The sequence below is a fragment of the Paenibacillus sp. Leaf72 genome, from assembly GCF_001422685.1.
GTDB lineage: Bacteria > Bacillota > Bacilli > Paenibacillales > Paenibacillaceae > Pristimantibacillus.
In genome coordinates, this window is record NZ_LMLV01000001.1 from 1,107,871 (window position 1) to 1,131,873 (window position 24,003).

20 protein-coding genes and 1 riboswitch are annotated in these 24,003 nt (G+C 51.9%); of the genes, 5 read left to right on the forward strand and 15 right to left on the reverse strand.

Annotated elements, in window-relative coordinates; translation table 11 throughout:
- Nucleotides 1-114: 114 nt before the first annotated feature.
- The 10 genes from ASF12_RS04885 to ASF12_RS04935 all read right to left on the reverse strand — a co-directional run bounded on the left by ASF12_RS04885 (nt 115) and on the right by ASF12_RS04935 (nt 13,481).
- Nucleotides 115-399: a hypothetical protein gene (locus tag ASF12_RS04885; RefSeq protein WP_155972781.1), complete on the reverse strand. Its 285-nt coding sequence runs from the start codon at nt 397-399 to the stop codon at nt 115-117.
- Nucleotides 396-716 carry a hypothetical protein gene (locus tag ASF12_RS04890; protein WP_056030292.1) on the reverse strand — a complete coding sequence of 107 codons (321 nt, stop codon included), beginning with the start codon at nt 714-716 and terminating at the stop codon, nt 396-398. Before ASF12_RS04890 ends, ASF12_RS04885 begins: the two co-directional genes overlap by 4 nt.
- A complete protein-coding gene (locus ASF12_RS04895) occupies nt 713-1,048 on the reverse strand; it encodes a hypothetical protein (RefSeq protein ID WP_056030294.1) in 336 nt (111 codons plus the stop codon). Before ASF12_RS04895 ends, ASF12_RS04890 begins: the two co-directional genes overlap by 4 nt.
- A gap of 25 nt (nt 1,049-1,073) precedes the next feature.
- Nucleotides 1,074-1,361 carry a hypothetical protein gene (locus ASF12_RS04900; RefSeq protein ID WP_056030297.1) on the reverse strand — a complete coding sequence of 96 codons (288 nt, stop codon included), beginning with the start codon at nt 1,359-1,361 and terminating at the stop codon, nt 1,074-1,076.
- A 127-nt stretch (nt 1,362-1,488) separates the two neighbouring features.
- Complete coding sequence (locus tag ASF12_RS04905) at nt 1,489-2,847, reverse strand: glycosyltransferase family 2 protein (protein ID WP_056030300.1); 1,359 nt, start codon at nt 2,845-2,847, stop codon at nt 1,489-1,491.
- Entirely contained in the window at nt 2,844-3,569 is a 726-nt protein-coding gene (locus ASF12_RS04910) for a sugar phosphate nucleotidyltransferase (RefSeq protein WP_056030303.1), read from the reverse strand. The genes ASF12_RS04905 and ASF12_RS04910 overlap by 4 nt, the downstream gene beginning before the upstream one ends.
- Nucleotides 3,570-3,600: 31 nt before the next feature.
- On the reverse strand, nt 3,601-4,338 hold the full coding sequence (locus tag ASF12_RS04915; RefSeq protein ID WP_056032832.1) for a glycosyltransferase family 2 protein: 738 nt from the start codon (nt 4,336-4,338) through the stop codon (nt 3,601-3,603).
- A gap of 377 nt (nt 4,339-4,715) precedes the next feature.
- Nucleotides 4,716-5,825: WIAG-tail domain (locus ASF12_RS04920; protein ID WP_235533043.1), on the reverse strand; the 1,110-nt coding region annotated here is incomplete at its 5' end.
- 5,572 nt (nt 5,826-11,397) lie between these two features.
- Entirely contained in the window at nt 11,398-12,432 is a 1,035-nt protein-coding gene (locus ASF12_RS04930; protein WP_056030310.1) for a FecCD family ABC transporter permease, read from the reverse strand.
- 2 nt (nt 12,433-12,434) lie between these two features.
- Nucleotides 12,435-13,481, reverse strand: a complete 1,047-nt coding sequence (locus ASF12_RS04935; protein ID WP_056030314.1) for a FecCD family ABC transporter permease — start codon at nt 13,479-13,481, stop codon at nt 12,435-12,437.
- A gap of 278 nt (nt 13,482-13,759) precedes the next feature.
- Here ASF12_RS04935 and ASF12_RS04940 point away from each other — a divergent pair, with 278 nt between their 5' ends.
- The gene (locus ASF12_RS04940) at nt 13,760-14,341 is read left to right on the forward strand and encodes a TetR/AcrR family transcriptional regulator (protein ID WP_056032835.1); all 582 of its coding nucleotides are present in this window, start codon (nt 13,760-13,762) and stop codon (nt 14,339-14,341) included.
- 63 nt (nt 14,342-14,404) lie between these two features.
- Nucleotides 14,405-14,977, forward strand: a complete 573-nt coding sequence (locus ASF12_RS04945; RefSeq protein WP_056030317.1) for an NAD(P)H-dependent oxidoreductase — start codon at nt 14,405-14,407, stop codon at nt 14,975-14,977.
- Nucleotides 14,978-15,024: 47 nt separating this feature from the next.
- On the opposite strand, the gene thiC is transcribed toward ASF12_RS04945, so the two are convergent.
- From thiC to ASF12_RS04960, 3 genes are all read right to left on the reverse strand, one after another.
- Nucleotides 15,025-16,794 (reverse strand): phosphomethylpyrimidine synthase ThiC, encoded by a 1,770-nt coding sequence (thiC, locus tag ASF12_RS04950; protein ID WP_056030320.1) that lies wholly within the window; start codon nt 16,792-16,794, stop codon nt 15,025-15,027.
- A 288-nt stretch (nt 16,795-17,082) separates the two neighbouring features.
- Nucleotides 17,083-17,188: riboswitch (TPP riboswitch) on the reverse strand.
- Between the two features lie 34 nt (nt 17,189-17,222).
- On the reverse strand, nt 17,223-18,392 hold the full coding sequence (locus ASF12_RS04955) for a glycosyltransferase family 4 protein (protein ID WP_056030323.1): 1,170 nt from the start codon (nt 18,390-18,392) through the stop codon (nt 17,223-17,225).
- A gap of 77 nt (nt 18,393-18,469) precedes the next feature.
- Nucleotides 18,470-18,766 carry a hypothetical protein gene (locus ASF12_RS04960; protein ID WP_056030326.1) on the reverse strand — a complete coding sequence of 99 codons (297 nt, stop codon included), beginning with the start codon at nt 18,764-18,766 and terminating at the stop codon, nt 18,470-18,472.
- Nucleotides 18,767-18,909: 143 nt separating this feature from the next.
- On the opposite strand from ASF12_RS04960, the gene ASF12_RS04965 reads away from it, so the two are divergent.
- Nucleotides 18,910-19,671 carry a tryptophan-rich sensory protein gene (locus ASF12_RS04965; RefSeq protein WP_056030329.1) on the forward strand — a complete coding sequence of 254 codons (762 nt, stop codon included), beginning with the start codon at nt 18,910-18,912 and terminating at the stop codon, nt 19,669-19,671.
- Nucleotides 19,672-20,659: 988 nt separating this feature from the next.
- Nucleotides 20,660-21,448 carry an archaetidylserine decarboxylase gene (gene asd, locus ASF12_RS04970; protein ID WP_056030334.1) on the forward strand — a complete coding sequence of 263 codons (789 nt, stop codon included), beginning with the start codon at nt 20,660-20,662 and terminating at the stop codon, nt 21,446-21,448.
- A 41-nt stretch (nt 21,449-21,489) separates the two neighbouring features.
- On the opposite strand, the gene ASF12_RS34220 is transcribed toward asd, so the two are convergent.
- Together ASF12_RS34220 and pdxR are read right to left on the reverse strand one after the other, a co-directional pair.
- Nucleotides 21,490-21,651: a hypothetical protein gene (locus ASF12_RS34220; protein WP_155972785.1), complete on the reverse strand. Its 162-nt coding sequence runs from the start codon at nt 21,649-21,651 to the stop codon at nt 21,490-21,492.
- A gap of 4 nt (nt 21,652-21,655) precedes the next feature.
- Nucleotides 21,656-23,143, reverse strand: a complete 1,488-nt coding sequence (pdxR, locus tag ASF12_RS04975) for a MocR-like pyridoxine biosynthesis transcription factor PdxR (protein ID WP_081418613.1) — start codon at nt 23,141-23,143, stop codon at nt 21,656-21,658.
- 196 nt (nt 23,144-23,339) lie between these two features.
- Here pdxR and ASF12_RS04980 point away from each other — a divergent pair, with 196 nt between their 5' ends.
- Complete coding sequence (locus ASF12_RS04980) at nt 23,340-23,981, forward strand: pyridoxamine 5'-phosphate oxidase family protein (protein ID WP_056030340.1); 642 nt, start codon at nt 23,340-23,342, stop codon at nt 23,979-23,981.
- Nucleotides 23,982-24,003: the final 22 nt, after the last annotated feature.

The following is a 24,003-nucleotide window of genomic DNA, read 5'->3' on the forward strand; positions in this document are numbered from 1 at the left end:
ATAATCCAAAAAAAGCTCTAACCTGCTGATGGCGGAATAAACCATCAAACGGGCTGAGCTAATTTAAATATAATGTTCGCATACTTCCGTAAAGCATGACGAGGTGCGTACCGGTTACGGCGTTTGCTCATATGCCAGCTGATGTCCATCTTCAAAACCTTTCGCAAATCCAGCATTATAGCCGGAATTATACGTCTGGTTGAAGCCCTCATTAAAGGTCTCCGGCTCCATCACGCGTTGTCTGACCACTTTCCTGCGGCGGCGCAGCGATGAGCTGCTTCCTGTTCTTTTTCCTGTTGCCCTGCGCTTACGCGAGCTTTTTGGGCGGCGCGCTACAGCTTTGCTGGCAGAGCGTTTCGTTGCCCGTTTGCGGACGGACACGCGTTTTTTCATACTCAATTCCAATTCCTCCTGTTCACTTGCGGATGCCACCGCACCTGCTTTTCTCGCAGCTCGTTAAGGAGCCATGGCTTGGGCGGGCTGCCCTTCTTTACCCGGTAGCTGCGCACTGGCCAACCCGTCACGCTTTCCGCTAGCTGCTCCTGCATATTGGTTAGCAGGCGTACATTTTCACCAATTCGCTTGGCTGTTTGAGGAGTCAGCTCCGCTACATCAGCCACGCTGTTCAAAATGCGGGCAAGCGCGAGCTGGCTCCGCGCAATCGAAGCCAGCACCTCCAATTTAACCTCTCGCTCGCGGCGCACCATTTCTCTCAATTCCCGCCTCCGAAGCCACCGCCAAATTGGAAATCCGATCCCGAGGAATCGTCTTCCCCTCCATCCTTTTGCAATACGGCTTTGAGCACGGATACGATGCCTTGGCTCATTTTAGTAATGCCTTCAATCGTCTCGACCATCTGGTCATGTACAACTAGCGTTTGCTTAAGCTGCGTACGGTCGCCTGGAAACGTGCCCGTATGAACATGATTGCATATCCAGTTGCGGGCCTTCTCCGCTTCCTCCGCTTTCGCTTCCAGAATTAGTGCCACGTTCCACTGCATATTGGCTGTAGCGCCCAACATGCGCATATAGGCTTGCTCTCGGTCCATGACATGCGCTCCCCTTTTCGCTCCGTCATTCTTCCTCGCCCGGGTTCAGCTCTTTTATCATATAAGACAGCTGAGATGCCAGCGTCTCTTGCAGCTCAGCCATGCTGTTTAAATAAGCAATAACGCTGCCGAACAGCGATTGCGATTCCCCGAGCAGATCGTCTACGCCGCCAAAATTCGGTTGATGATCGGGGAGGCTTTTCACAATTTCGGCCATTCGTACCGTGACATGGCGCTTTGCCTCCAGCATTCGTGCCACCTGGCTGTTGGAATGAGATAAATGCTCAATAATTTCGGTTGCGATATGCTGCATGGCCAACGATCCTCCCTCTGGCTGTGGCTTGGCCCTGTGCCGCCACTTGAATTGGTGCAGCTATTTACAGCATATGCACGGCAATACACAGTGATACTTGGCGTCAAACAGTGGCCGGAAAACCATTTTATAGTTGTTGGCGAAGCTTGACAGTTGGTATAATCGGCAATCCCTCTGGGATCGCATGCAGCTGCTCCAATGTAAGCTGGACGGATGGCCTTGCCTTAAGCGCCCAGCCTTCAAAAGCAGCTTCCGTTATCATTTTCCGCTTCAGACCCTGCTGCATATAATAATGAAAACCATCTAGCCCGCTAACGGTTTTGCCATGAAGGTCGCTGCCTTCCATCGCCAGCATTTGCTGCCACTTGGCATGAACTTCCTCGCTAGATATCGGCGAGCCCAGCGGCCAGCGTCTGATGTCAATTTGTCCGATGCGGATGGCTTCTCCGCTAAACTCGCCTTCAACAGGGCGCCTGCTGCCGCCTTCAATCCAATACACTCTACCAGTTAATGAAGTAACCGCAATGCTATCCGGGTAATAAGCCGCTTCCCCAAGCGTCGCCAGCTCGACCTGCAGTGCAGGCTGCTCGGCAGCACGATGCTTCATAACGCTTACCAGTTCATGCGGATTGCCCCATTTATTCATATAATGCTGCAGGTTGCGGTTATTAACCTCCTCAAGCTGTGCACCTAAAGCTTTGATGCTGACGCTGCCAAAATGGTGGATAAACGAGTCGCGGGCAATGACAAGCGAATACCCCAGCAGCTTCACTCGAATGTTATAGTCATCATCTTCAAAATTGCCAATTTCAAAGCCTTCGTCAAAATAGCCAATTTTCTCCCACAGTTCTCTGCGGAGCAAAAGGCAGAAGCCCGTCAGCCGTTCAACCTGCTGCCAGCGTTTGGCATCAGGCACATTATTAAGTCTAGCAAAGTCCGGCATATCCGCCACGTTCGTATAGGGAACCTCTATCAGCTGCTCCCCGCCAATATAATTGGTGACAGGCCCGACCATGCCAATTTGCGGATTGCTGTTCAAGCAGGCCAACAAATTTTCCAGCCAATTGTCGGTTACGAGTGTGTCATTGTTTAATATAAGCATCATCGTGCCTTTAGCCATCATCATGCCTCTGTTGACTGCCCCAGCGAAGCCATAGTTTTCGCTTAAAACCCGATAGCGCACCTGGCCATCAAGCTGGGCCAAATAGCTCCCCGTCCCATCGGTCGAAGCATTATCAATGACGATAATTTCATAAGCAAGGTCCGTATGGTCTACAATACTTTCAATGCACAGCTTCAAATATTGGAGCTGATTATAGCTCGGTATAATGATGCTCGTTCCTTGAAACTTTTCATTGTAGCTAGTAAGCCCCGCTTGCCGCCCATCCTGATAGCCTTGCTCGACACCTTGGGCATACGACGCTTGCTGCCGCACGCGAGATTGTTTTGTAGTGCGGGGCCGCTTTCTTGCCGCTATTCTTCTCATTCTCCCGTCTCCTTCAACAGCCTCGCGGCCGCTTCATGCAAGGATTCGAACGTGCCCGCATCCGTCCACCATCCTGCAAGTGTATGGGAAGCGAGAGTTCCCGCACGGGCATACATATTGTTCAAATCGGTAATTTCCAGTTCGCCGCGGCCTGACGGCTCCAACCGATCAATCGCTGCAAAAACACTGGAATCATACATATAAATGCCCGTTACGCATAAATCCGATAGCGGCTCAGCTGGTTTTTCATCTATATAAGCAATTTGTCCCGCTTCCTGAAACACTGCTATGCCATAGCGATGGGGGTCTGGCACCTGTTTGAGCAGCACCATTGCGCCTTCCTGCTGCTGGGCAAATTTCCGCACATAAGGAGCCAAATTATCCTCGAACAAATTGTCGCCGAGCAGCACGATAAACTTCTCATCATTCCGTATAAAATCGCGCGCCAGCTCCAGCGCTTCCGCGATGCCGCCCGCTTCCTCCTGAATACGGTAAGTCAGCGAGACACCAAGCTCGCGGCCGCTTCCTAAATACTCCGCAAACAAACCTATCGACTGCCGTCCTGTCACGAGCAGCATTTCTGTAATGCCTGCCTGATGCAGCTTATCGATGCCATAAAAAATCATCGGATGCTTGCCTACAGGTAACATATGCTTATTCATTAATGTAGTCAGCGGTTTTAGCCGCGTCCCTGTTCCTCCTGCCAAAATGACTGCTTTCACGGTTTAACCTCCATGCCGCTTTAGCCATAGCCTAAAGCGCAAACTCGCGACAGCGACGGTAATCCTCAAAGCCGCCACGTTCATTAGATTGTGTAATGAGCCAGTGGATCGCTTCCAAATGATCCCCCACAATGAGATGCTCCAACGGGCTGCGCCGTTCGCGCTGCGGCCTGCGCCTGTTTATTTTGCCAACATTGACCGTATGCACAGCTTCAACCTTCAAACCAAGCCGAATCGCTCTCGCATGGGCAAGTGGTGGGACGCACAGCGCCTCTGCTCCGATTAGAGACAAGCATTGCCTGCTTATGGCATGGGGGACTGCTGTGAAGGAAGCTCCTTTCAAATCTGGGCGTTCCAGCACAATATTGAGCGTGTGCTTCGCAAGCACGACGCTGTGCACAGTGGTTTTGTCCACGGGACCGGTATAATCATTTAAAGCAGCATCTGCGCCGCGATGCAGTACTGCATAGACAAAATGCCGCAATTGTGCGGTGCTGATGACCATATCTCCATCCACAAACAGCAATACTTCACCTAGGGCAGCCCGCGCTCCAACGCTTCGTCCAACATCATGGCCAAGCGCCTTTTCATAACGGAGCACTCGTGCTCCTGCACGCCTGGCAATTTCGGCTGAACCATCCGTCGAGCCATTTGCAACGACGATAACCTCAGTCCGGGGATGGACACCCGCCGCCTCCCTTATAACCCTTCGAATGGTAGCCCGTTCATTCATAACGGGAATAATAACGGATACGACTGGAGACTGCATCGGCTGCGCTTCTCCGGCATATTCGTCTGCGGCCGCACCGCTCTGGGCGGGATGCGGCTTTTTCACAGCGCGGAAATTCCGGGCTTTTTTCCCCTTTGCACCCTTCGCTTTCTTCATCCGCTTTGTTCACCTCGGTATACGCCTATAGTTCAAAATGGTGCTGCAACGTAATTACACCACATTGTATGTACCTCCATCATCTGCGCAACGGCAAATGTACAACTCCCATGATGTCTGTCCCGCACCCATATCAACGGCAGTAGGCGGTTAACAGTAAAAAAAAGAAATTCCCCTCGCGCCTTGCGTGAGAGGAATTTTTTTCCGTGCTAAATTACAGCATCTTATCAGCAAATCGCTGATGGCATTTTAAGCAAACCTTATTGTCCGATTGCAATCCAGTTGATGGTGCCGATGAAAGCCTCACTGAAAAAACGGCGATTAATGGATAGGATGACATGCCCCGGCTCCTTCGCTTGAATGCATACATAGCAGGCCGGGTGATCGGTCGTTGCTGTAAGCACATATTGATTGCTTGCGAACGGTTCGTCAAAAAGAATAACCTGCTCTAACTGCTGTTTCTCAGGAGGAAAGCTGTACGGGCATAACCCAAATTGCTGCTTGCTAATGCTGCCCCTCCGACCAACGATTGGCGAAAAAGCAAGAGCCGATACCGTTACGCTGGCAGGCGCTAGATGCGCGGCGGTGACAGCACCATGCGTGATTTTGTCACTCGTTACGCTGTCGGTCGACAAATGCTCCGCCTTCACGGCTCCTTCCGCCAGCGACTCACTGCCTACACTCGCAAAGGCCAGCTTCGTCGCTGTTATGCTCGCTTCGCCCAGCTTTTCCGTTGTGACACTGCCTTCCGCTAGCTTTTCGCTCGTTACACTCTCTGCCGATAGATGCTTGGTGATCACAGCCCCTTCTGCCAACGCTTCACTGCCTACGCTCGCAAAGGCCAGCTTCGATGCCGTTATGCTCGCTTCGCCCAGCTTTTCTGTTGTGACGCAGCCATCTGCTAGCTTTTCGCTCGTTACGCTCTCTGCCGATAGATGCTTGGTGATCACAGCCCCTTCTGCCAGCGCTTCCCTGCCTACGCTCGCAAAGGCCAGCTTCGACCTCGTTACACTCGCTTCACCTAATTTTTCCGTCGTGACACTGCCATGCGCTAGCTTTTCGCTCGTTACGCTCTCTGCCGATAGATGCTCCGCCTTCACGGCTCCTTCTGCCAGCGCTTCACTGCCTACGCTCGCAAAGGCCAGCTTCGATGCCGTTATGCTCGCTTCGCCCAGCTTTTCCGTTGTGAAGCAGCCATCCGCTAGCTTTTCGCTCGTTACACTCTCTGCCGATAGATGCTCCGCCTTCACGGCTCCTTCTGCCAGCGCTTCACTGCCTACGCTCGCAAAGGCCAGCTTCGATGCCGTTATGCTCGCTTCGCCCAGCTTTTCCGTTGTGAAGCAGCCATCCGCTAGCTTTTCGCTCGTTACNAAAGGCCAGCTTCGATGCCGTTATGCTCGCTTCGCCCAGCTTTTCCGTTGTGAAGCAGCCATCCGCTAGCTTTTCGCTCGTTACGCTCTCTGCCGATAGATGCTCCGCCTTCACGGCTCCTTCTGCCAGCGCTTCACTGCCTACGCTCGCAAAGGCCAGCTTCGATGCCGTTATGCTCGCTTCGCACAACTTTTCCGATGTGAAGCAGCCATCCGCTAGCTTTTCGCTCGTTACGCTCTCTGCCGATAGATGCTCCGCCTTCACGGCTCCTTCCGCCAGCGCCTCACTGTCTACGCTCGCAAAGACCAGCTTCGACCGCGTTACACTCGCTTCACCTAATTTTTCCGTCGTGACACTGCCATTCGCTAGCTTATCGCTCGTCACGCTATCCGTCGCCAAATGCTCAGCGGCAACAGCTCCATACGTGATTTTGTCGCTCGTTATGCTGCCTGTTGACAGATGCTCCGACTTCACGGCTCCTTCCGCCAACGCCTCACTGTCTACGCTCGCAAAGACCAGCTTCGAACCCGTTATGCTCGCTTCGCCCAGCTTTTCCGTCGTGACACTGCCATTCGCTAGCTTATCGCTCGTCACGCTATTCGTCGCCAAATGCTCAGCGGCAACAGCTCCATACGTGATTTTGTCGCTTGTTATGCTGCCTGTTGACAGATGCTCTGCTTTCACGGCTCCTTCCGCCAACGCCTCACTGTCTACGCTCGCATAAGCCAGCTTCGAACCCGTTATGCTCGCTTCGCCCAGCTTTTCCGTCGTGACACTGCCATTTGATAGCTTATTGCTCGTCACGCTACCCGTTATGCTCGCTTCGCCCAGCTTTTCCGTCGTGACACTGCCATTTGATAGCTTATTGCTCGTCACGCTATTCGTCGCTAAATGCTCAGCGGCAACAGCTCCATACGTGATTTTGTCGCTCGTTATGCTGTCCGTCGACAGATGCTCTGCCTTCACGGCTCCTTCCGCCAGCGCTTCACTGTCTACGCTCGCAAAGGCCAGCTTCGAACCCGTTATGCTCGCTTCGCCCAGCTTTTCCGTCGTGACACTGCCATTCGCCAGCTTATCGCTCGTCACGCTATCCGTCGTCAAATGTTCGGCGGCAACAGCTCCATACGTGATTTTGTCGCTCGTTATGCTGCCTGTTGACAGATGCTCCGCTTTTACGGCTCCTTCCGCCAGCGCCTTACTGCCTACGCTCGCAAAGGCCAGCTTCGACCTCGTTATGCTCGCTTCGCCCAGCTTTTCCGTTGAGAAGCAACCATCTGCTAGCTTTTCGCTCGTTACGCTCTCTGCCGACAGATGCTCCGCCTTAACGGCCCCATACGCCAACGCCTCACTGTCTACGCTCGCATAAGCCAGCTTCGAACCCGTTATGCTCGCTTCGCCCAGCTTTTCCGTCGTGACACTGCCATTTGATAGCTTATTGCTCGTCACGCTATTCGTCGCTAAATGCTCAGCGGCAACAGCTCCATACGTGATTTTGTCGCTTGTTATGCTGTCCGTCGACAGATGCTCTGCTTTCACGGCTCCTTCCGCCAGCGCTTCACTGTCTACGCTCGCCAAGGCCAGCTTCGTCGCCGTTATGCTCGCTTCGCCCAACTTTTCCGTCGTGACACTGCCATTCGCCAGCTTATCGCTCGTCACGCTATTCGTCGCCAAATGCTCAGCGGCAACAGCTCCATACGTGATTTTGTCGCTTGTTATGCTGTCCGTCGACAGATGCTCTGCTTTCACGGCTCCTTTTGCCAGCGCTTCACTGCTTACGCTCGCATAAGCCAGCTTCGACCGCTTTATGCTTGCATCGCCTAGCTTTTCCGTCGTGACACTGCCGTCTGCTAGCTTTTCGCTCGTTACGCTCTCTGCTGTCAGATGTTCGGCGATTACGGCTCCTTCCGCCAGCGCTTCACTGCTCACGCTCGCAAAGGCCAGCTTCGAACCCGTTATGCTCGCTTCACCTAATTTTTCCGTCGTGACACTGCCATTTGCCAGCTTATCGCTCGTCACGCTATCCGTCGCCAAATGCTCAGCGGCAACAGCTCCATACGTGATTTTGTCGCTCGTTATGCTGTCTGTCGACAGATGCTCCGCCTTCACAGCTCCTTTTGCCAGCGCCTCACTGCTTACGCTCGCAAAAGCCAGCTTCGACCGCGTTATGCTTGCATCGCCCAGCTTTTCCGTCGTGACACTGCCGTCTGCTAGCTTATCGCTCGTTACGCTCTCTGCTGTCAGATGTTCGGCGATTACGGCTCCTTCCGCCAGCGCTTCACTGCTTACGCTGGCAAAGGCCAGCTTCGACGCCGTCACACTCGCTTCACCTAATTTCCCCGTCGTGACGCAGCCATCCGCCAGCTTCTCAGCTCGGATTGAGCCATTTTTGAGCTTGCTTCCAAAAATGCTCTCATCCTCGGCACGGTCAACCGTAATAATATCGGCTGCGAGATGCGCTATAGATAGCGAGTTTTTTCGAATATGATAGCCCTGCACCGTTTCGGCACGAAGATGCTTGCCGGCTATCGTCTCCAGCTGCAAATGGTCCCCAGATACGGAATCCTTGCCAAGCTTTGCCTCAGTCACACTGCCATCCTGCAAATTAGCACTGGCTACGCTGTTTATAGCCAAATGCTCCTCGCTGATGCTATATGGCTGAATATGCTTTTCTCCTACGGAAAGCGGGGCCAGTTGTTCAGCAGTCACCGCCTGACTTTGCAAATGCTCCGTACTGATAATAAGCGGCTGGAGCGCTGCGCTGGTGATTGCCGCCTCCTGAATATGCTCGCTTGCAACGCTTGCTTCCGCCAGATTCGCCGCTGTCACAGCTCCTTCCGCTAAATGAACATCGCGGATGCTGCCTTCCTGCACATGAATGCCCAGCACCGATCCATTGGATAAATGACGGCTGTGAATCGCTTCGCCTGCAATGTGCTTCGGATTCACAGCATCCAGCGCCAATTTCGCTGAGTGAATCGCTAAGTCAGCAACCTGCTCACTTCCAACCGCTCCAGGCTGCAAATGGGAGGCCACAATAATCCCGCTTTGCAGATGCTCTTTCTTAAGCGAGCCTAGCTGAATGTGCATGCCATCAATAACGGCTGGAGCGATGTGCTCGCCTTGAATGGTTCCTGGGGCAAGCTTAGTTCCTGTCACACTTGCTTCAGCAAGCTTTGCTCCCGTTACACTGTAATCCGCGAGCTTATCCGACGTCACCGCTTCCGGGGAAAGCTTGAGAGAATTGACACTGTGATCTGCCAAATGATGGGAAGATACAACGCCAGGCGCAATATATCTTTCTGTCACAGCTTCATAAGCAAGCTTTGCGCTCGTCACGGCGCCATCATGGAGCGTTCGAGTTGTAATCGCCTCATTCGCTACATGCTTCTCATGAATAATATGCGGCTGTAAATGATTAGCCGTTATCGTTTCAGGCGACACGGCCTCTCCCGTAACAGCTCCATTTGCAAAATGGTACGCCCGCAGCGCTTCCGGCGCGATTTTGTGAAACGTGATCGCTTCATCACGCAATTGCTTTGTATCTACCGAATTATCTGCAAGATGCGCAGCAGATACAGCTCCAGCAGCCAGCTTTGCCGAGGTGACGCTTTGTTCCGCAAGCTGTCTGGTGCCAACAGCCGCATCCGTCAAATGCTGCACCCGAATCGCTCCCGGCGCAATTTTCTCATCTGTGACGGAACCGCTGCGCAAATGCTCCGTACCAACCGCCTCTTCCCGCAGCTGGACGCCAGATACGGTATTTACCGCCAAATGACGATTGTGTATTTGTCCGTCCGCTACTTTCTCAGATGTTATGCTGAAACGGCTCAAATGTCGGGATTGCACAGCATCATCGGCGAGCTTTGCCGCAGTTACACTTTGCTCCGAAAGCTTGGAAACAGTGACGGCATGATCAACCAGCTTGATTGTCGATACGGATTGATCCATCAGCTTGGAGGCTGTTACAGCTTGATCAACGAGATGTCCGCTTTCGATTTGGCGCGGTGAGATATTCTGCCCCAGAACGGCCCCCGCCTGCAAATGAGCGCTGGACACCGCTCCGCTTGCTAGACGCTCGGCGTCTACTGCGTTCGGCTGCAATTCCCTTGCTCCGACCACGCCGGCTTCCAGATGCTGGGCGCTTATTTCGCCTGGGGCCAAATGCTTTCCCGATATTACTCCGACGGCAACATGCTCAGCGAGCAACACCCCAGGTTTAATATGCACGGAATCGATGGACTCTGGGGCTAGCTTCTCCGTATGCACAGAGCCATCACGCAGCTTGGAGCGGGTTACAGCTCCATCGGCGAGCTTGGAATTGTTTACTGCATCATTCGAAAGGTGCTCAGGACGGACGGCTCCGCTTTTGATTTTGCTAGCGGTGACAGACTGCTGTCCAAGCAATTCTTCCGTTACTAACAGCCGTTTCAAATGCCTCGCTTCAATCGAGCCATCGGCAAATTTGTCGGAACCGATCGTACGATCTGCGAGCTTCTCGGAAGTTACGCTGTTATTTTGCAGCTTCTCTCCCGTTACGGAGCCATCTGCCAGCTTTGCTCCTGCGATAGCATTGTTTGCCAGATGTTCCGATATTATCGCTTCTGGTGCGATTTTGGTGCCGGATACAGCTCCCTTAGCAATGTGAATCGCTTCAATCGCATAATCCTGCACCGCTGCTGAATCTATGCTACCCGCACATAGCTTTGTGGAATCAATTGAAGCTGGGGCAATTTTGTCGCCCGTAACCGAACCATCCACTAAATCGTCGGTATAAATAAATGGATTCGGCCCGCCAAGCTCAGGATTTTGTTTCTCCGCTACCAACGCCAGCTTCTCTTCATGGCTCAGTCCAACATTCTCTTCATGACTCAGTTCAGCAATCTCTTCATGGGTACTGGCAAATGCAAGCTCAAATGGCTGGTCAACGTCCAGCACCAGTTCCTCCTGCACATTCTGTGGTGGCGCCTCTTGCTTAAATATTTGCGACGATTCTTGTTTCCCATCCAATTGAATACTTTGCGGTTCTGTCTCAGCCTCGTTTGGCAGCAGCTCTCCTTCTTCATCTTGCAGCTGGTCAATGCTGAATGACGCTTCAGGTACCACAATCGCATTGATGCTTACCGACTTTGTCTCCCCAGCATTCGATGGCTTAGTTTCAGCCTGCTTCTGGGCTGCTTGGGCTTGCGCCTTTTTGCTATTTAATTCATCGAGCCATTTCAATTCAGAAGCATTCGGATTATCAACGTAAAAAAGCGGCCTTTTTCTTCTTGAGCTACCTGGTTTTCTGCTTTTCGCCATTGCCCTCTCCTTCTTCCACCTGATTTGTCTTAGGCAATATATGCACAAACCTATAGGCTCGTTACTTGATTTTCTAAGACTGCCAAGCAGAAACATGACAGATGGCCGTTCACATGAAAGCAGACACCCCCAGCCATTACGCATAAGTTCAAAAGGACATTCCCGTTCTCTCACGGCAGCGCCCATTTCACTTCTATACAGTAAAAGGCCTTTCGAAAACGCATAGCGCTTCGAAAGGCCTGAACAAACGATTATAAATGGAGCTGCAACCGCCTATTTGGAACGGGACAGCAAGTAAAGGAAATAGGGAGCACCAATGACGGCGATTACGATACCCGTCGGAATTTCCGAAGGCTGGAACGCCCAGCGAGCCAGCGTATCGGACACAATGACGAGCAATGCTCCCGCTAGCGCGGAAGCCGGAACGAGAATTTGATGCGTCGGTCCAACAAGACGACGGGCCAAATGCGGACCAATCAGCCCGACAAAGGAAATGCCGCCGCCAACGGCCACACATGTTGCAGCCAGACCTACCGCTGCTGCAAGCAGCTTCATCCGGTCCTTCTCAACCGGCGACCCCAGTCCCGTTGCCATCTGTTCGCCGAGGTTCAAAACGTTCATTGTACGCGACTTGTACATAACGTAAGGAATCAATAATAAAATCCACGGCAAAGCAGCAAGCACAAACTTCCAGTTTGTTCCATAAATATTTCCTACAAGCCAAACTTGAACGAGTTGATAGTCATTCGGATCAAGCGCAAGGCTGAGTACAATCATAAGCGCACTAATCCCTGCTTGCACCGCAACGCCGACCAGAATCATCCGTGTAGGCAGCAGTCCGTGGTAACGTTTATAAGATAGCGTATAAATTAGCAAGGCAGTAAGCGCAGCCCCGCCGAATGCCAGCATTGGCATAAAAAATGGCGATGCCATCTGATTGTCACGGAAAAAGGAAATATACAAAATAACCATCAGCCCTGCTCCAGCATTAATGCCGAGCAAGCCTGGATCGGCCAGCGGATTGCGGAACAAACCCTGCATCACACAGCCGGAAACGGCAAATCCTGCGCCAATCAATACGGAAATGACGATACGAGGCAGCCGGAAATCAAATAAAATGAGCTCCTGCTTCGCCGTTCCGTATCCGAATAACGTTTTAAATACATCAAGCGGAGTCAGCTTAATAAAACCTGTATTCATACTAATGACAAAAGCTGTAATAATGAGCACGCCCATAATGGTCATGACTATTATGGCTCGTCTCGTTCTGCGCTGCTCGCTTTTTGAAATTAAAGTAACGGTGCTCATAACTATAAACTCCCCCTTTGCTTAATCGCAAGATAAAGGAAGAACGGAACACCGATAATAGCAATCAGAGCGCCAACCGGCGTCTCATATGGACTATTAATCGTACGCGCTACAATATCAGCTACGATGAGCAGAAGCGCACCAAGCACGGCGGAACAAGGAATGATCCAGCGGTAGTCCACGCCTACCAAATAGCGAGCTACATGGGGAACGATGAGTCCGATAAAGCCGACCGCTCCGACAACGGATACAGATGCACCAGCCAAAATGAGCGTGACAATGATGCCGATCGTCTTCGTCAGCTTCGTACGCTGACCAAGGGACACCGCAACATCATCGCCTAGGCTGAGCAAGGATATGGAGCGTGAAATCGCAATGGCTGCTAAAATGCCGCCGATAATCCAAGGGGCAACAATGCCAATTTGCGACCATTTTGTATTGGCAATGCCGCCCGCATACCAGAAAGCAATATCCTGTCCAATTTGAAAGTGAATTTGAATCCCTTCAGACAGATTCATGAACAATGCGCTAATTGCTGCGCCCGCAAGCGTCAGCCGGACAGGCGTCAAGCCGCCCTTGGCGAGCGAGCCGATACCGTAAACGATACCTGCGGCAAGCGCCGCTCCAAAGAAACAAATAATCATAATTTCCAAATGAGACATGCCACGGAAAAAAGCAAAGCAAAGCGCCAGCGCAAAACCTGCGCCCGCATTAAGACCGAGCAAGCTCGGGTCAGCGAGTGGATTTCGGGTCATCCCCTGCATAACGGAGCCTGATACCGCGAAGGCCGCTCCTATAAGTGCAGCTGCAAGTGCCCTTGGCATCCTCAGCTCTTGAATAATCTGATGCTGGGTAATATCTGGATTAAAATAAAAGACGGCGGTCCAAACCGTGGATAAGCTAATTTTAGCTGCTCCGACTGAAATAGATAAAGCAAGGCCAAATAACACAGCAGCTGTGCCAACGATCAGAATGATGCTCGCTACTAGGGGCCTTGAACGCTGCCTCATCTGCTTCAATTCCTGTTTTTGCTCCTGTTTCAACGACATGATGCAGCTACCTTTCCCTTCATACCAAATAAAATGGCTTCATGATAACGATTCTCGTTTTCAAATATACCAAAGTTTGTTTGTTTATTCAAGCGTAAACGGCTACCGCCATCCTCTGGCGGCAAAGCTACCGTTTCGCGATGAAATCTAAGCCTATTATAAGGGGAAAACTTATATAGGCTTAGATTTCAATGAAAGAATCGTATCCTCTTAAAAATCCATCATCTCTGTTTTTATTGCCTCTTGATTTTTGGTTAGTGTTCACTTACAATACAAACATGAACAAAAAATCACATGCCGATAGTAAAAAAAAGGATATTTTGCAGGCGGCGATGCTGCTGTTTGCCACGAAGGGTGTTGACGGCGTTTCCGTCAAAGAAATTGGGCAGGCTGCCGGCGTAACGGATGCGGCGATTTACAAGCATTTTAAAAGCAAGGATGCCGTTGCTTTGGAAATCTTTGAGCAGGATTGTGCCAGCTACACCGCTTTAATCGATTATTATGTGCAGAAGGATGGCAGCAGCGCCAGCCGGTTTCGCCAATTAATCGACGAGGTGCTGCAAATGCACGACGAGGACCAATACGGACTGCTGCTGCTTTCCCAGCAGCATGAGCTGTTTTATACAGCAAGGATGGAAGGGCAGCTCAGGCAGCCGCTTGATGCATTAATAGACTTTATAGAGCAAGGCATCGAGCGCGGCGAGCTTCCAGAGCAAAATGCCCGCCTGTCGGCTGTCATGGTGATCGGCATTATAACCCAGCTAGCCGTATCCAGCATGCATGGCGATCTTCCCGCACAGCTTGCGCCGGACGCCGAGCAAATTAAGCGGCATCTATTAGCTTTAATAGGTCATTCGTGACCTTTTCTTTTTAACCTATTGGTTAGTGTTCATTAACTAAAATTCAAGGAGTGTTCCAAAACGATGAAAAACATTTTAATTATTCAAAGCAATCCCGCTGAAGGAAGCTACAGCGAGGCGCTGGCTGCCGCTTATGCTGAGGGAGCCGCTGGCGCCGAGGTCCGCACCATTCATTTGTCCCAGCTCGACTTCAATCCCGTCCTGGTCGGAGGCTACAATAACAAAGCACCACTAGAGAAGGATCTGCAGGACGCGCAGGCGCATATCAAATGGGCCGATCATCTTGTTTTTGTATATCCAACCTGGTGGGGCGGGCCTCCCGCTTTGCTCAAAGGCTTCATTGACCGCGTCTTTCTGCCCGGCTTCGCTTATAAATATGTGAAAGGCAAGGATCTTCCCAAGCAGCTGCTCAAAGGAAAAACAGCCCGGATCATCGTCACGATGGACTCGCCGGGCTGGTACTATCGTTTTTTCCAAGGCATGGCTGGCCACAAAATGATGAAAATTAACATTCTGCAATTTTGCGGCGTCAAATCCGTCCGTTTTACATCGCTGTATGAGGTCAGAAAATCATCGCTCGCCAAAAGGCAAGGCTGGCTTGCCAAGGTGAAGCAGCTCGGGGAAAAGTTCGCCTAACAGCGCCCGCCTCTCCTTGCTTATAGCAGCCTTTTGACTGTAATCTTCTATGTCCCGCTAACATATATGCGGCTTCCCGATTCCTTGAACGCCTCGGACTTTTCCTTCATTCCCGCTTCAATGGCCTCTGTCGTCTCCAGCCCATTTTGCTCGGCGTACTCTCTAATATCTTGTGTAATGCGCATGCTGCAAAATTTAGGTCCGCACATCGAGCAGAAATGCGCGGACTTAGCCGCTTCTGCTGGCAGCGTCTCATCGTGGTACGCCATGGCGCGCTCAGGATCCAGCGATAAGTGGAACTGGTCGCGCCAGCGGAACTCGAAGCGCGCTTTCGACAGCGCATCGTCCCGCAGGCGAGCCCTAGGATGGCCCTTGGCCAGGTCGGCGGCATGGGCCGCTATTTTATACGTAATAACCCCTTCCTTCACATCATCCCGATTCGGCAGCCCCAGATGCTCCTTCGGCGTCACATAACAGAGCATCGCAGTTCCGAACCAGCCGATCATAGCTGCGCCAATAGCCGATGTAATATGGTCATAACCGGGAGCAATATCCGTTGTCAGCGGCCCCAGCGTGTAGAAAGGCGCTTCATCGCACACCTCCAGCTGGCGGTCCATATTTTCTTTAATCAAGTGCATAGGCACATGTCCCGGTCCTTCGATCATCACTTGCACATCATGCTTCCAGGCGATTTTCGTCAGCTCGCCCAGCGTATCCAGCTCGGCAAACTGCGCTGCATCGTTGGCATCGGCTATCGAGCCCGGACGCAAGCCATCGCCTAGCGAGAACGAAACATCGTAAGCCTTCATAATTTCGCAAATGTCCTCAAAATGCGTATATAAAAAGTTCTCTTGATGGTGGGCCAGGCACCATGCCGCCATAATCGACCCGCCACGCGACACGATGCCCGTCACCCGCTTGGCTGTTAGCGGAATATAGCGAAGCAATACGCCTGCATGGATCGTAAAATAATCAACCCCCTGCTCCGCCTGCTCAATGAGCGTATCGCGGAACACCTCCCAGCATAGATCCTCCGCTTTGCCATTTACCTTCTCCAGCGCCTGATAAATCGGCACGGTGCCGACCGGAACCGGGGAATTGCGAATAATCCATTCGCGCGTCGTATGAATATTTTTGCCTGTAGACAAATCCATAATCGTATCCGCACCCCAGCGCGTCGCCCATGTCATCTTCTCTACCTCTTCCTCAATAGAAGAAGCTACTGCTGAATTGCCAATATTCGCATTGATTTTCACATGAAATTTCCGCCCAATTATCATCGGCTCGATCTCGGGATGATTAATATTAGCTGGTATGATCGCACGCCCAAGGGCAATCTCCGAGCGGACAAATTCAGGGTCCATCCCTTCTCTTATCGCAATAAATTCCATTTCATGGGTGATGATTCCCTGGCGCGCATAATGAAGCTGGGTGACATTATGTCCTTTTCTCGCCCGCAGTGGCCGCGTCGTTATTGGAAAAAGCTCCGCTCCGCGCTCATTCGCCTTCTCGGCCGTCCTAAAACCGTTATCCTCCGGCTTTACGCTGCGTCCGTCGTACCGCTCTACATCTCCTCGACCTTCAATCCACTCTCCCCTTACATGCGGCAGCCCTTTGTGAACATCCGCCTCATAAGCGGTATCGGTATATGGCCCACTCGCGTCATACACGCGAATCGGCGCATTCGGTATTTTTTCTCCGTTTCTGCCTGTGCTCGCTTCGAGCTCAATTTCGCGCATTGGCACCCAAATATCCAAGCTTGATCCCGACTCGTACACCTTGCTGCTGCCCGGCAGCGGATTCATAAAGATCGTCATATGCTAAAAAACCTCCCATGGCATTATGAAGATCCACCAGGAGGCCTTTAGACGTAAATTCAGTTGGAAAATGCAGCGCCCGGCGCCTGTTCCTTTGCTCCCATTCTATTAGGCGAGATAAACGCCTCACAAACAAATACGCCAAGAGGCGCTCCGCTTGCTTGCATGCTTGTTCAACCAGAGGGCAACAAAAAAACCGCTCCGGCGAAGAAGCGGCAGAATGTGCAAACATACGCGAATAATAGAGCTTCCCTATGCTAAAAAAAGCAAAACGAAGCTGCTCGCGATGAACTCACTTTCCCACTTTCCTACGCTGGCATAACCCAGATCAGGTTCAAAGGGACCAAAGCTCATTCGCTTTATCTCAGCCATGAAGGCGCCCCTAGTGGATTTCCTTGTTAGACTATACCGCTCCCATATACTGGTTGTCAATCCAAGTCGGGCAATTTCCGTTCATTCAGCACATTCATCCAGCTGCGTCCCGTATGCTGCCAAGTGAAGCTTTGCTCCACCCGCTCGCGGCTCTTCTTTCCCATGCTCGCCCTAAGCTCGGAGCTAGCGAGTAGAGCAAGCAGCTTGGCTCTCAGCTCCTTCTCCAGATTTTGCTGTGAAATCAAATAACCGGTGACGCCATCCCGTACAATCTCCTTCATGCCGCCCGCCCGTGTAGCCACTACCGGAAGACCCGTTGCCATTGCTTCGACGTTCACGAGACCGAATGCTTCACGCTGTCCCGAAGGGACGATCGCCATATCTGCGGCCAAAAACCAGCCTGGCACTTCGGTATACGGCACATAAGGAACGAAGCGCACATGATTCGGATAAGCACGGCCGAGCTGCTGGAGCTTGCGGGAATAAGCGGTGGAGCGATGCGAGCCGTAGAAGGGGCTGCCGACGATAACAGCCAGCATATTCGGATGTTTTTTTACCAGCTCAGGCATAATATGCAGAAGATGGTGAGCGCCCTTGAGCGGTATGAGCCTGCCGAGAAAAATAACGACCTCGCGGCCCTCCAGCTTTTTCGCCTGCCGCTCCCGCTTCCGCTTCTCTCGCCCTTCTTCGGTAAATCGCGATGGAAAAAGCCCCGTTTCCACGCCGGGATAGACGACCCGTATTTTCGCTGCCGCTTCAGGCGCCCTCGTCGCAACAACGCGCCGCAAAAACTCGCTGTTTACAATAATGCGATCAGCCGCTTGCAGGCTTCGGTGCAGACTGGATGGCGTTATATGACCGGGACTTAGAAAAGTAGAGGAATGCAAGCTCAGCCAAATTCGGGCGGACGGCAGCTTCTGCTTCAGGGCAAGCACGTTGTGCGGACGGTTCTCCACCTGAATAACATGCGGCTTGTAAGCAACTAAGGAACGGCCAACAGCGGCGATATAGCTGGCTTTGTTTACCGCTGGGAATCTGACGCAGGCGACGCCACGGACTAGCCCGTTGCGTTTAAGGCCTTTTGTCGTCCGCCCATAAATGCGGGGATGAATCCGATTTTTCAGAAGTGGAACGAATTTTTCGACTACCCGTTCGACCGAGCTGCTTTTTGTGGATGGGATCGGAAATGACCCTGGCGTAACAAACGCCACTCTGGCAAGCGTCATTTCGTTCAACTGCCTCCTAGCGCATTAAAATGGCAATAAGTTTGCGATAGCATACGCGCCATTTCCGCAAATTGCCACTAGCTGGACGGCCGGAGCACATTTATGGCCATTCGTGCAGGTGTATAGATAGCTAAATAAGCCCCTCCTATAATAAATACAGGATTAAGCAGCACCGCATGAATTTCCGTCATAAACACCGTGTCGCGAAGCATCGTTCTCGCTATAGCTGAAGCGATGGAAACAAACGTTGCAAAAAGCAAAATGGCTGCCAGCGCATCCATAACAAGCAGCGCCTTCCGGCTGCGGCAGCCGATCCATCCAGCTGCCAGACAGCAGGCCGCAAGTATAAGTGTGATCAAGATGGTGATGGTCATTTAAGCAAATACCCCTTCTCAGTTTGGGTTTTCTTACATGAAGCTTGGGCTTTTTGTGCAAGAAATAAACGGGAAGGCGTGAAATAAAAGCAAGGCATGGTGAATAAGACAATATAGATGCACGAGGAGAGGAGAAAAATAAGATGAATGCTGCCTATCGCTGGCTGAACGCTTTTGGACTGCTAATCGTCATTGTCGTCAATGCACTCGCCGTCACCCTGCCGCTTGGAGGCAAAACGACTGCCCAGCTTGCGGCGCAATATCCGATTCAGTTCATGCCCGCTGGCTATGCCTTCTCCATATGGAGCCTGATTTATTTGCTGCTTGCCGGATTTGTCATTTATTCCTTTCTGCCGTCAGGCAGAGCAAGCAGGCTGCCTTCCCAGATCGGCATCCTGTTTTTTGTTAGCTGCCTGTTTAATGCGGCTTGGATTTTTGCTTGGCAATACGAGAAGGTGTACGCCAGCGTATTTATTATGCTCGCGCTGTTGATCACGCTGATCGCCATCTACACGCGCGCCAGGACGCCCGGCTGGCAGACGGCAACGACTGGCGAACGCTTTTTCGTAGAGCTGCCCTTTAGTTTGTATCTCGGCTGGATTAGCGTCGCGACCATCGTCAACATTACCTCCGCGCTGTACAAGTCAGGCTGGCAGGGCTTTGGGCTGTCCGAGACGGGATGGACGATTATTTTGCTGGCGGTCGCTGCTATGCTCGCCTTAATCATCGGCTGGAGCTACCGCGATGCCGCTTTCGTCGCTGTCTTCATCTGGGCGTTCATCGCCATTATCGTCAAGCAGCAGGAGCATGATGCCATCGTATTCAGCACGCTCGCTGTCACGATTGTGCTCGCGTTGTTTATTGTTTTATTGCTGTTGTTGAAGCTGCGTAGGCTGCATGAGTAGTGGGGGAATGAAGGGAGGGGGAGAGAAAATAGTTCGCCCTAACTATGATAACGGAGTCGGGTACGTTTTTCTGTCACTCTCCCTATGAAGGGTGACAGAAAAATAATAATCGTAGTGATTCTTAAGAGTATTGTTTTAAAAAAACAAAGCTAAAAACAGGTCAATCATGCTGTGCTATCTGACCATAATCAACCTTTTCAAGGTAACGAAAAAACGTTATCCAGAGATAGATTAAACTATCATCAGGCAACTCTTAGCCTGTTACCTCAAGAAGCATATGTGTTGTATCTGGGAAAACTCCATCGCCTAGTTCTTCAGGTTCCCCATTAAAATACCACCCTTATTTTTATATTATGCTTTCTAACCCATTATAATGTTTTTGAGCTTCTGCATGTCCCCGTTCATACGTAACACCATATTTTTTTTCATATAGTTGGATTCAAATAATTCATGGTTTAGAAACAAGATATCATTCTTATTGTAATTCCCTTGTATTAGTCTTTCCCTCGCTACGTAAGCGAGCCAGATTCATGCTCTTCTTATCAGAGATTTTCCTCCATTTCCAAGATAGGTTTGGCGGACACAGCAGCAGCTATTTCAACAGAATCACGGGTTTAGTACAGGCTGCGGACTCAAAATCCGTTAATGCGCTGCAAATGGCCATTTTGAAGGGAAGATTAGAGCGATAACGGACCTCCTGTCCGCGTACGGCCTGAAATTGTAGAAAATGCCAGAATAGCGGAAGCTGTGTCCTCCAAAAATGGAGGGAACATCACGAACCGTGTGGGCTCAGCAACAGCGGTTTCAACAATAGCAGTTTCTCAGCAAAACTCGCATGCTGCGGTTCCTTATGCTATGAATCGCCCCCTCCTGTTTCCCAACCTGTAAAGGTCGCGAATCGAACCTATTGCTTTGTGATGCGGGTTGTGGCACACTGTTTGGGACAAGCACCACTATTCGAAGCAAGAAAGGACGTGACGGTACGAGCATGCTAGATGGATTACTTCGTGCCATGACGGAATTAAGCTCACGCAAGTCGATTTCGAGGTTGACTGGGCGTTTTGCGCAATCCAGAGCGAGCCGCCGTTTTATTCCGCGCTTTGCTTCCATGTATGGAATTAAGGTGGCAGAAGCCGAGAAACCGCTAAATGAATACGCTACGCTAAATGAATTTTTTACCCGTCGATTAAAACCAGGCATGCGACAAATAGACATGAGTGCGGACAGCCTTGTAAGTCCGGTTGACGCTCTTATTACAGGCATTGGCCCAATAGAAAACGGAACAATTGTCAATGTAAAAGGGCAGGACTACACGATTGAAGAGCTGCTGAACCGTTCGCCAAGAGCGGAAAACTACCTTAACGGCCATTATTTTGTCCTGTATTTGAGCCCGACCGATTACCACCGGATTCATGCTCCTGTGGACGGCACAATCGTGGAGAGCGAGCATATTCCCGGCAAGGTGTATCCGGTCAACGAGTTCGGCTTAACCAAAATGCGCCGGGTGCTCAGCCGCAATGAACGGCTCATTACGTATATTAAACATGGCGGCGGTGAAACGGCTGTCGTGAAAGTCGGCGCCATGAACGTCAGCAGCATCCGCTACGTTGACCCGCTGCCGCCGCATACGGTAAAGGGTGGCGATCTTGCTTATTTTGAGTTCGGATCTACAGTCGTGCTGCTGACTGAAAATAAAACCTTCACCCCGCTGCCTAACTTAAAGCTCGGCCAGAAGGTGAAAATGGGCGAGGCGCTTGGCCGCTTGCTGCCGCGTTAACCCACTCGCTCGCCATTCGAGCGTAATTACAACTTAAAAGTCTAATTAAAAAAAGCTCGCTGCCCGTGCGGAGAAATCTCCGCCAGGCAGCGAGCTTTTGTCTGCTTCAGCAGCAGTTGCAGCAGTTGCAGCAGTTGCAGTAGTTGCAGCAGTTGCAGTAGTTGCAGTAGTTGCAGTAGTTGCAGCAAAGCTGCTGTTGCCATCGCTTCAGCCGCGCTGCTGCTGAACCTCCTCCCAGCATGCCGCAATTCGCCGCATGCCCTCCTTAATATCGGCTTCGGCCAAATGCGCGAAGCCGAACAGCGCTGCCGGAGCGCGCTGCTCCTCCGGCTGCCGCCACAGCCGCTCGCCGCGGTTCCAGCTGACGCCTTCCCGCTGGCAGCGCTCAATCAGCCGCTCATAATCCGCGGCTGCCCCAAGCCACACGCCGTACTGATGCAAGCCTGCATCCGACGGCGTAAACCGGAACAAGCCCGCGAGCTGCTCCGCGGCTTGTTCCTTAAAGAGCTTGAGGCGCCGTCCGCAGCTGCGCCTCATCCGCCGCAAATGCCGAACATACTGCCCGCTCGCCATAAATACGGCGAGCGCCCGCTGCTCCGCGATTGAGCTTGGGCTTGGCTCAAGCAAAAACTTCGCCTGCCGCAGCGGTTCCCGCAGCGCATCCGGCGTAATGACATAGCCAAGCCTCAGGTCGGCGTACATCGTCTTGGAGAAAGTGCCGACATACACGACCCGCCCCTCGTGGTCGAGCGTCTTGAGCGGCTCCGCCGGGCGTCCGCCCCAGCGGAATTCGCTGTCGTAATCGTCCTCAATGATGACAGCACCTTGCCGGGAAGCCCATTGCAGCAGCTCCAGCTTGCGTTCAGGCGCAAGCTGTGCTCCGGTTGGATACTGGCGCGTCGGGGTCACGAACAGCAGCTTTGCATCCCAGTCCTGCGGAATAATGCCATAATCGTCGACATCCGCATCTATAATGACGCCGCCCGCTGCTGCAATTGCCCGTCTAATGCCGGGGTAGCACGGGTTTTCCACCACGACTTGATCACCAGGGTTGATCAATAGCTGGGCGAGCAGGGCAATGCCATACATAGAGCCGCTCGTAATAAATAAATGCTCTACGCTCGTGATCATGCTTCGCTCGCGGCGCAGCTCGCTAGCAATCGCTTCGCGCAGCGGCAAATGCCCTTCTATCACCCCGTAATCCTCATACTGGCGCTCCAATACTCCTCTGACCTCCGCAAACATGGCCGTCTTCCATTCATCCTGTGGAAACAGCTCAGCATCCGCGTAGCCTACATCAAACGCAATGCAATTCTCCTCGTGTACAGGCCGCTTCGTATACCCTTTAATCTGCGGCAGCCGCTGCGCCCAAGCGGATAAAGCAAGTGTACTCGCCTTGCCTTCCAGCTCAACCCCAGCTTTGGAAGCTGGCGGCTTGCTATAGGAAACATAGGTGCCGCTCCCCCTTCCCGGCCGAACAAAACCTTCTGCATACAGCATATCGTACGCTGCATTCACCGAACCGCGCGACATGCCATAGCTTTCGGCCAGCCTTCTGCTGGAGGCGAGCTGCTCCCCATCCTCCAGCACCCCCGCGACAATAGCTTCACGTAGTGCCAGAAACAGCGCATCCGCCTTGCGCCCCATCTCCTCATAATACCGCTCATAAGCCGCACGGCAGCGATCATCCATCATTCAACCTCCTATGACCATCCTGTTGCCTACTAATTCCGCCTATTCCCCCGCTCAAGCAAAAGTGGTTCAATAAAATTACTGTAAAGTGGATCTTTTTATATGTCAATATTCCGTTTACACTTGCAATTAACGAGCTGAACGCTTGGCACATCCCTTACTCAAGTTATCGCTATTGTTACGAAAGGAGCAGTCCGCTATGCGCAGAAAAGAATTTGCAATTGGAAGTGAAGATGAACAAGAGATTACCGCCTTTTTGGAGGAAATGAGCTACGGCTTTCTAGGAACAGCTAGAGCGGATGGCGCCCCTTCCATTACTCCGCTGAATTACATTTATTTGAACGGAAACATTTATTTTCACGGCAGCCGTGCAGGAGATAAAATGAAGCTGCTCGGGGCAGATCCACGAGTCACCTTCTGTGTGGCTAAGGAATATGCGATTATTCCTTCCCATTTTACCGATCCGCTGATGGCCTGTCCGGCCTCCGCCTTTTTCAAATCGGTCATTATTGAGGGCACCGCGTCGGTCGTCGAGGATTTGATGGAGAAGGGCGAGGCGCTGCAAGCGCTGATGTCCAAGCTCCAGCCAGAAGGCGGGCATTTGCCGATTGCCGGGGATGATCCTGCTTACAGGGGCAGGCTCAAGGGAGTTGCCGTCGTAAAAATTGAGCCGCAGCAAATCAACGCGAAGTTCAAATTCGGCCAAAATGCCGATGAGAACAATCGTGAAGCCATTACAAACGGCCTGCTTGCACGCGGACGGGAGCTCGATGCAGAGACGGTCGACCTTATGCGCCGATACTGCCCGCACCATAACGAAAACGCTCATCCGGGCGACTAACTATACTCAATCCATTTGCATC

Coding starts and splice junctions, on each gene's coding strand:
- ASF12_RS04905 (WP_056030300.1), bottom strand. CDS start 2,847: ATGAGAAGAATAGCGGCAAGAAAGCGGCCCCGCACTACAAAACAATCT.
- ASF12_RS04980 (WP_056030340.1), top strand. CDS start 23,340: ATGCGCAGAAAAGAATTTGCAATTGGAAGTGAAGATGAACAAGAGATT.
- ASF12_RS04900 (WP_056030297.1), bottom strand. CDS start 1,361: ATGCAGCATATCGCAACCGAAATTATTGAGCATTTATCTCATTCCAAC.
- thiC (WP_056030320.1), bottom strand. CDS start 16,794: ATGACGATCTTTATGAATCCGCTGCCGGGCAGCAGCAAGGTGTACGAG.
- ASF12_RS34220 (WP_155972785.1), bottom strand. CDS start 21,651: ATGGCAACAGCAGCTTTGCTGCAACTACTGCAACTACTGCAACTACTG.
- ASF12_RS04895 (WP_056030294.1), bottom strand. CDS start 1,048: ATGGACCGAGAGCAAGCCTATATGCGCATGTTGGGCGCTACAGCCAAT.
- ASF12_RS04960 (WP_056030326.1), bottom strand. CDS start 18,766: ATGACCATCACCATCTTGATCACACTTATACTTGCGGCCTGCTGTCTG.
- ASF12_RS04955 (WP_056030323.1), bottom strand. CDS start 18,392: ATGACGCTTGCCAGAGTGGCGTTTGTTACGCCAGGGTCATTTCCGATC.
- pdxR (WP_081418613.1), bottom strand. CDS start 23,143: ATGATGGATGATCGCTGCCGTGCGGCTTATGAGCGGTATTATGAGGAG.
- ASF12_RS04935 (WP_056030314.1), bottom strand. CDS start 13,481: ATGTCGTTGAAACAGGAGCAAAAACAGGAATTGAAGCAGATGAGGCAG.
- ASF12_RS04965 (WP_056030329.1), top strand. CDS start 18,910: ATGAATGCTGCCTATCGCTGGCTGAACGCTTTTGGACTGCTAATCGTC.
- ASF12_RS04940 (WP_056032835.1), top strand. CDS start 13,760: ATGAACAAAAAATCACATGCCGATAGTAAAAAAAAGGATATTTTGCAG.
- asd (WP_056030334.1), top strand. CDS start 20,660: ATGCTAGATGGATTACTTCGTGCCATGACGGAATTAAGCTCACGCAAG.
- ASF12_RS04930 (WP_056030310.1), bottom strand. CDS start 12,432: ATGAGCACCGTTACTTTAATTTCAAAAAGCGAGCAGCGCAGAACGAGA.
- ASF12_RS04945 (WP_056030317.1), top strand. CDS start 14,405: ATGAAAAACATTTTAATTATTCAAAGCAATCCCGCTGAAGGAAGCTAC.
- ASF12_RS04915 (WP_056032832.1), bottom strand. CDS start 4,338: ATGCAGTCTCCAGTCGTATCCGTTATTATTCCCGTTATGAATGAACGG.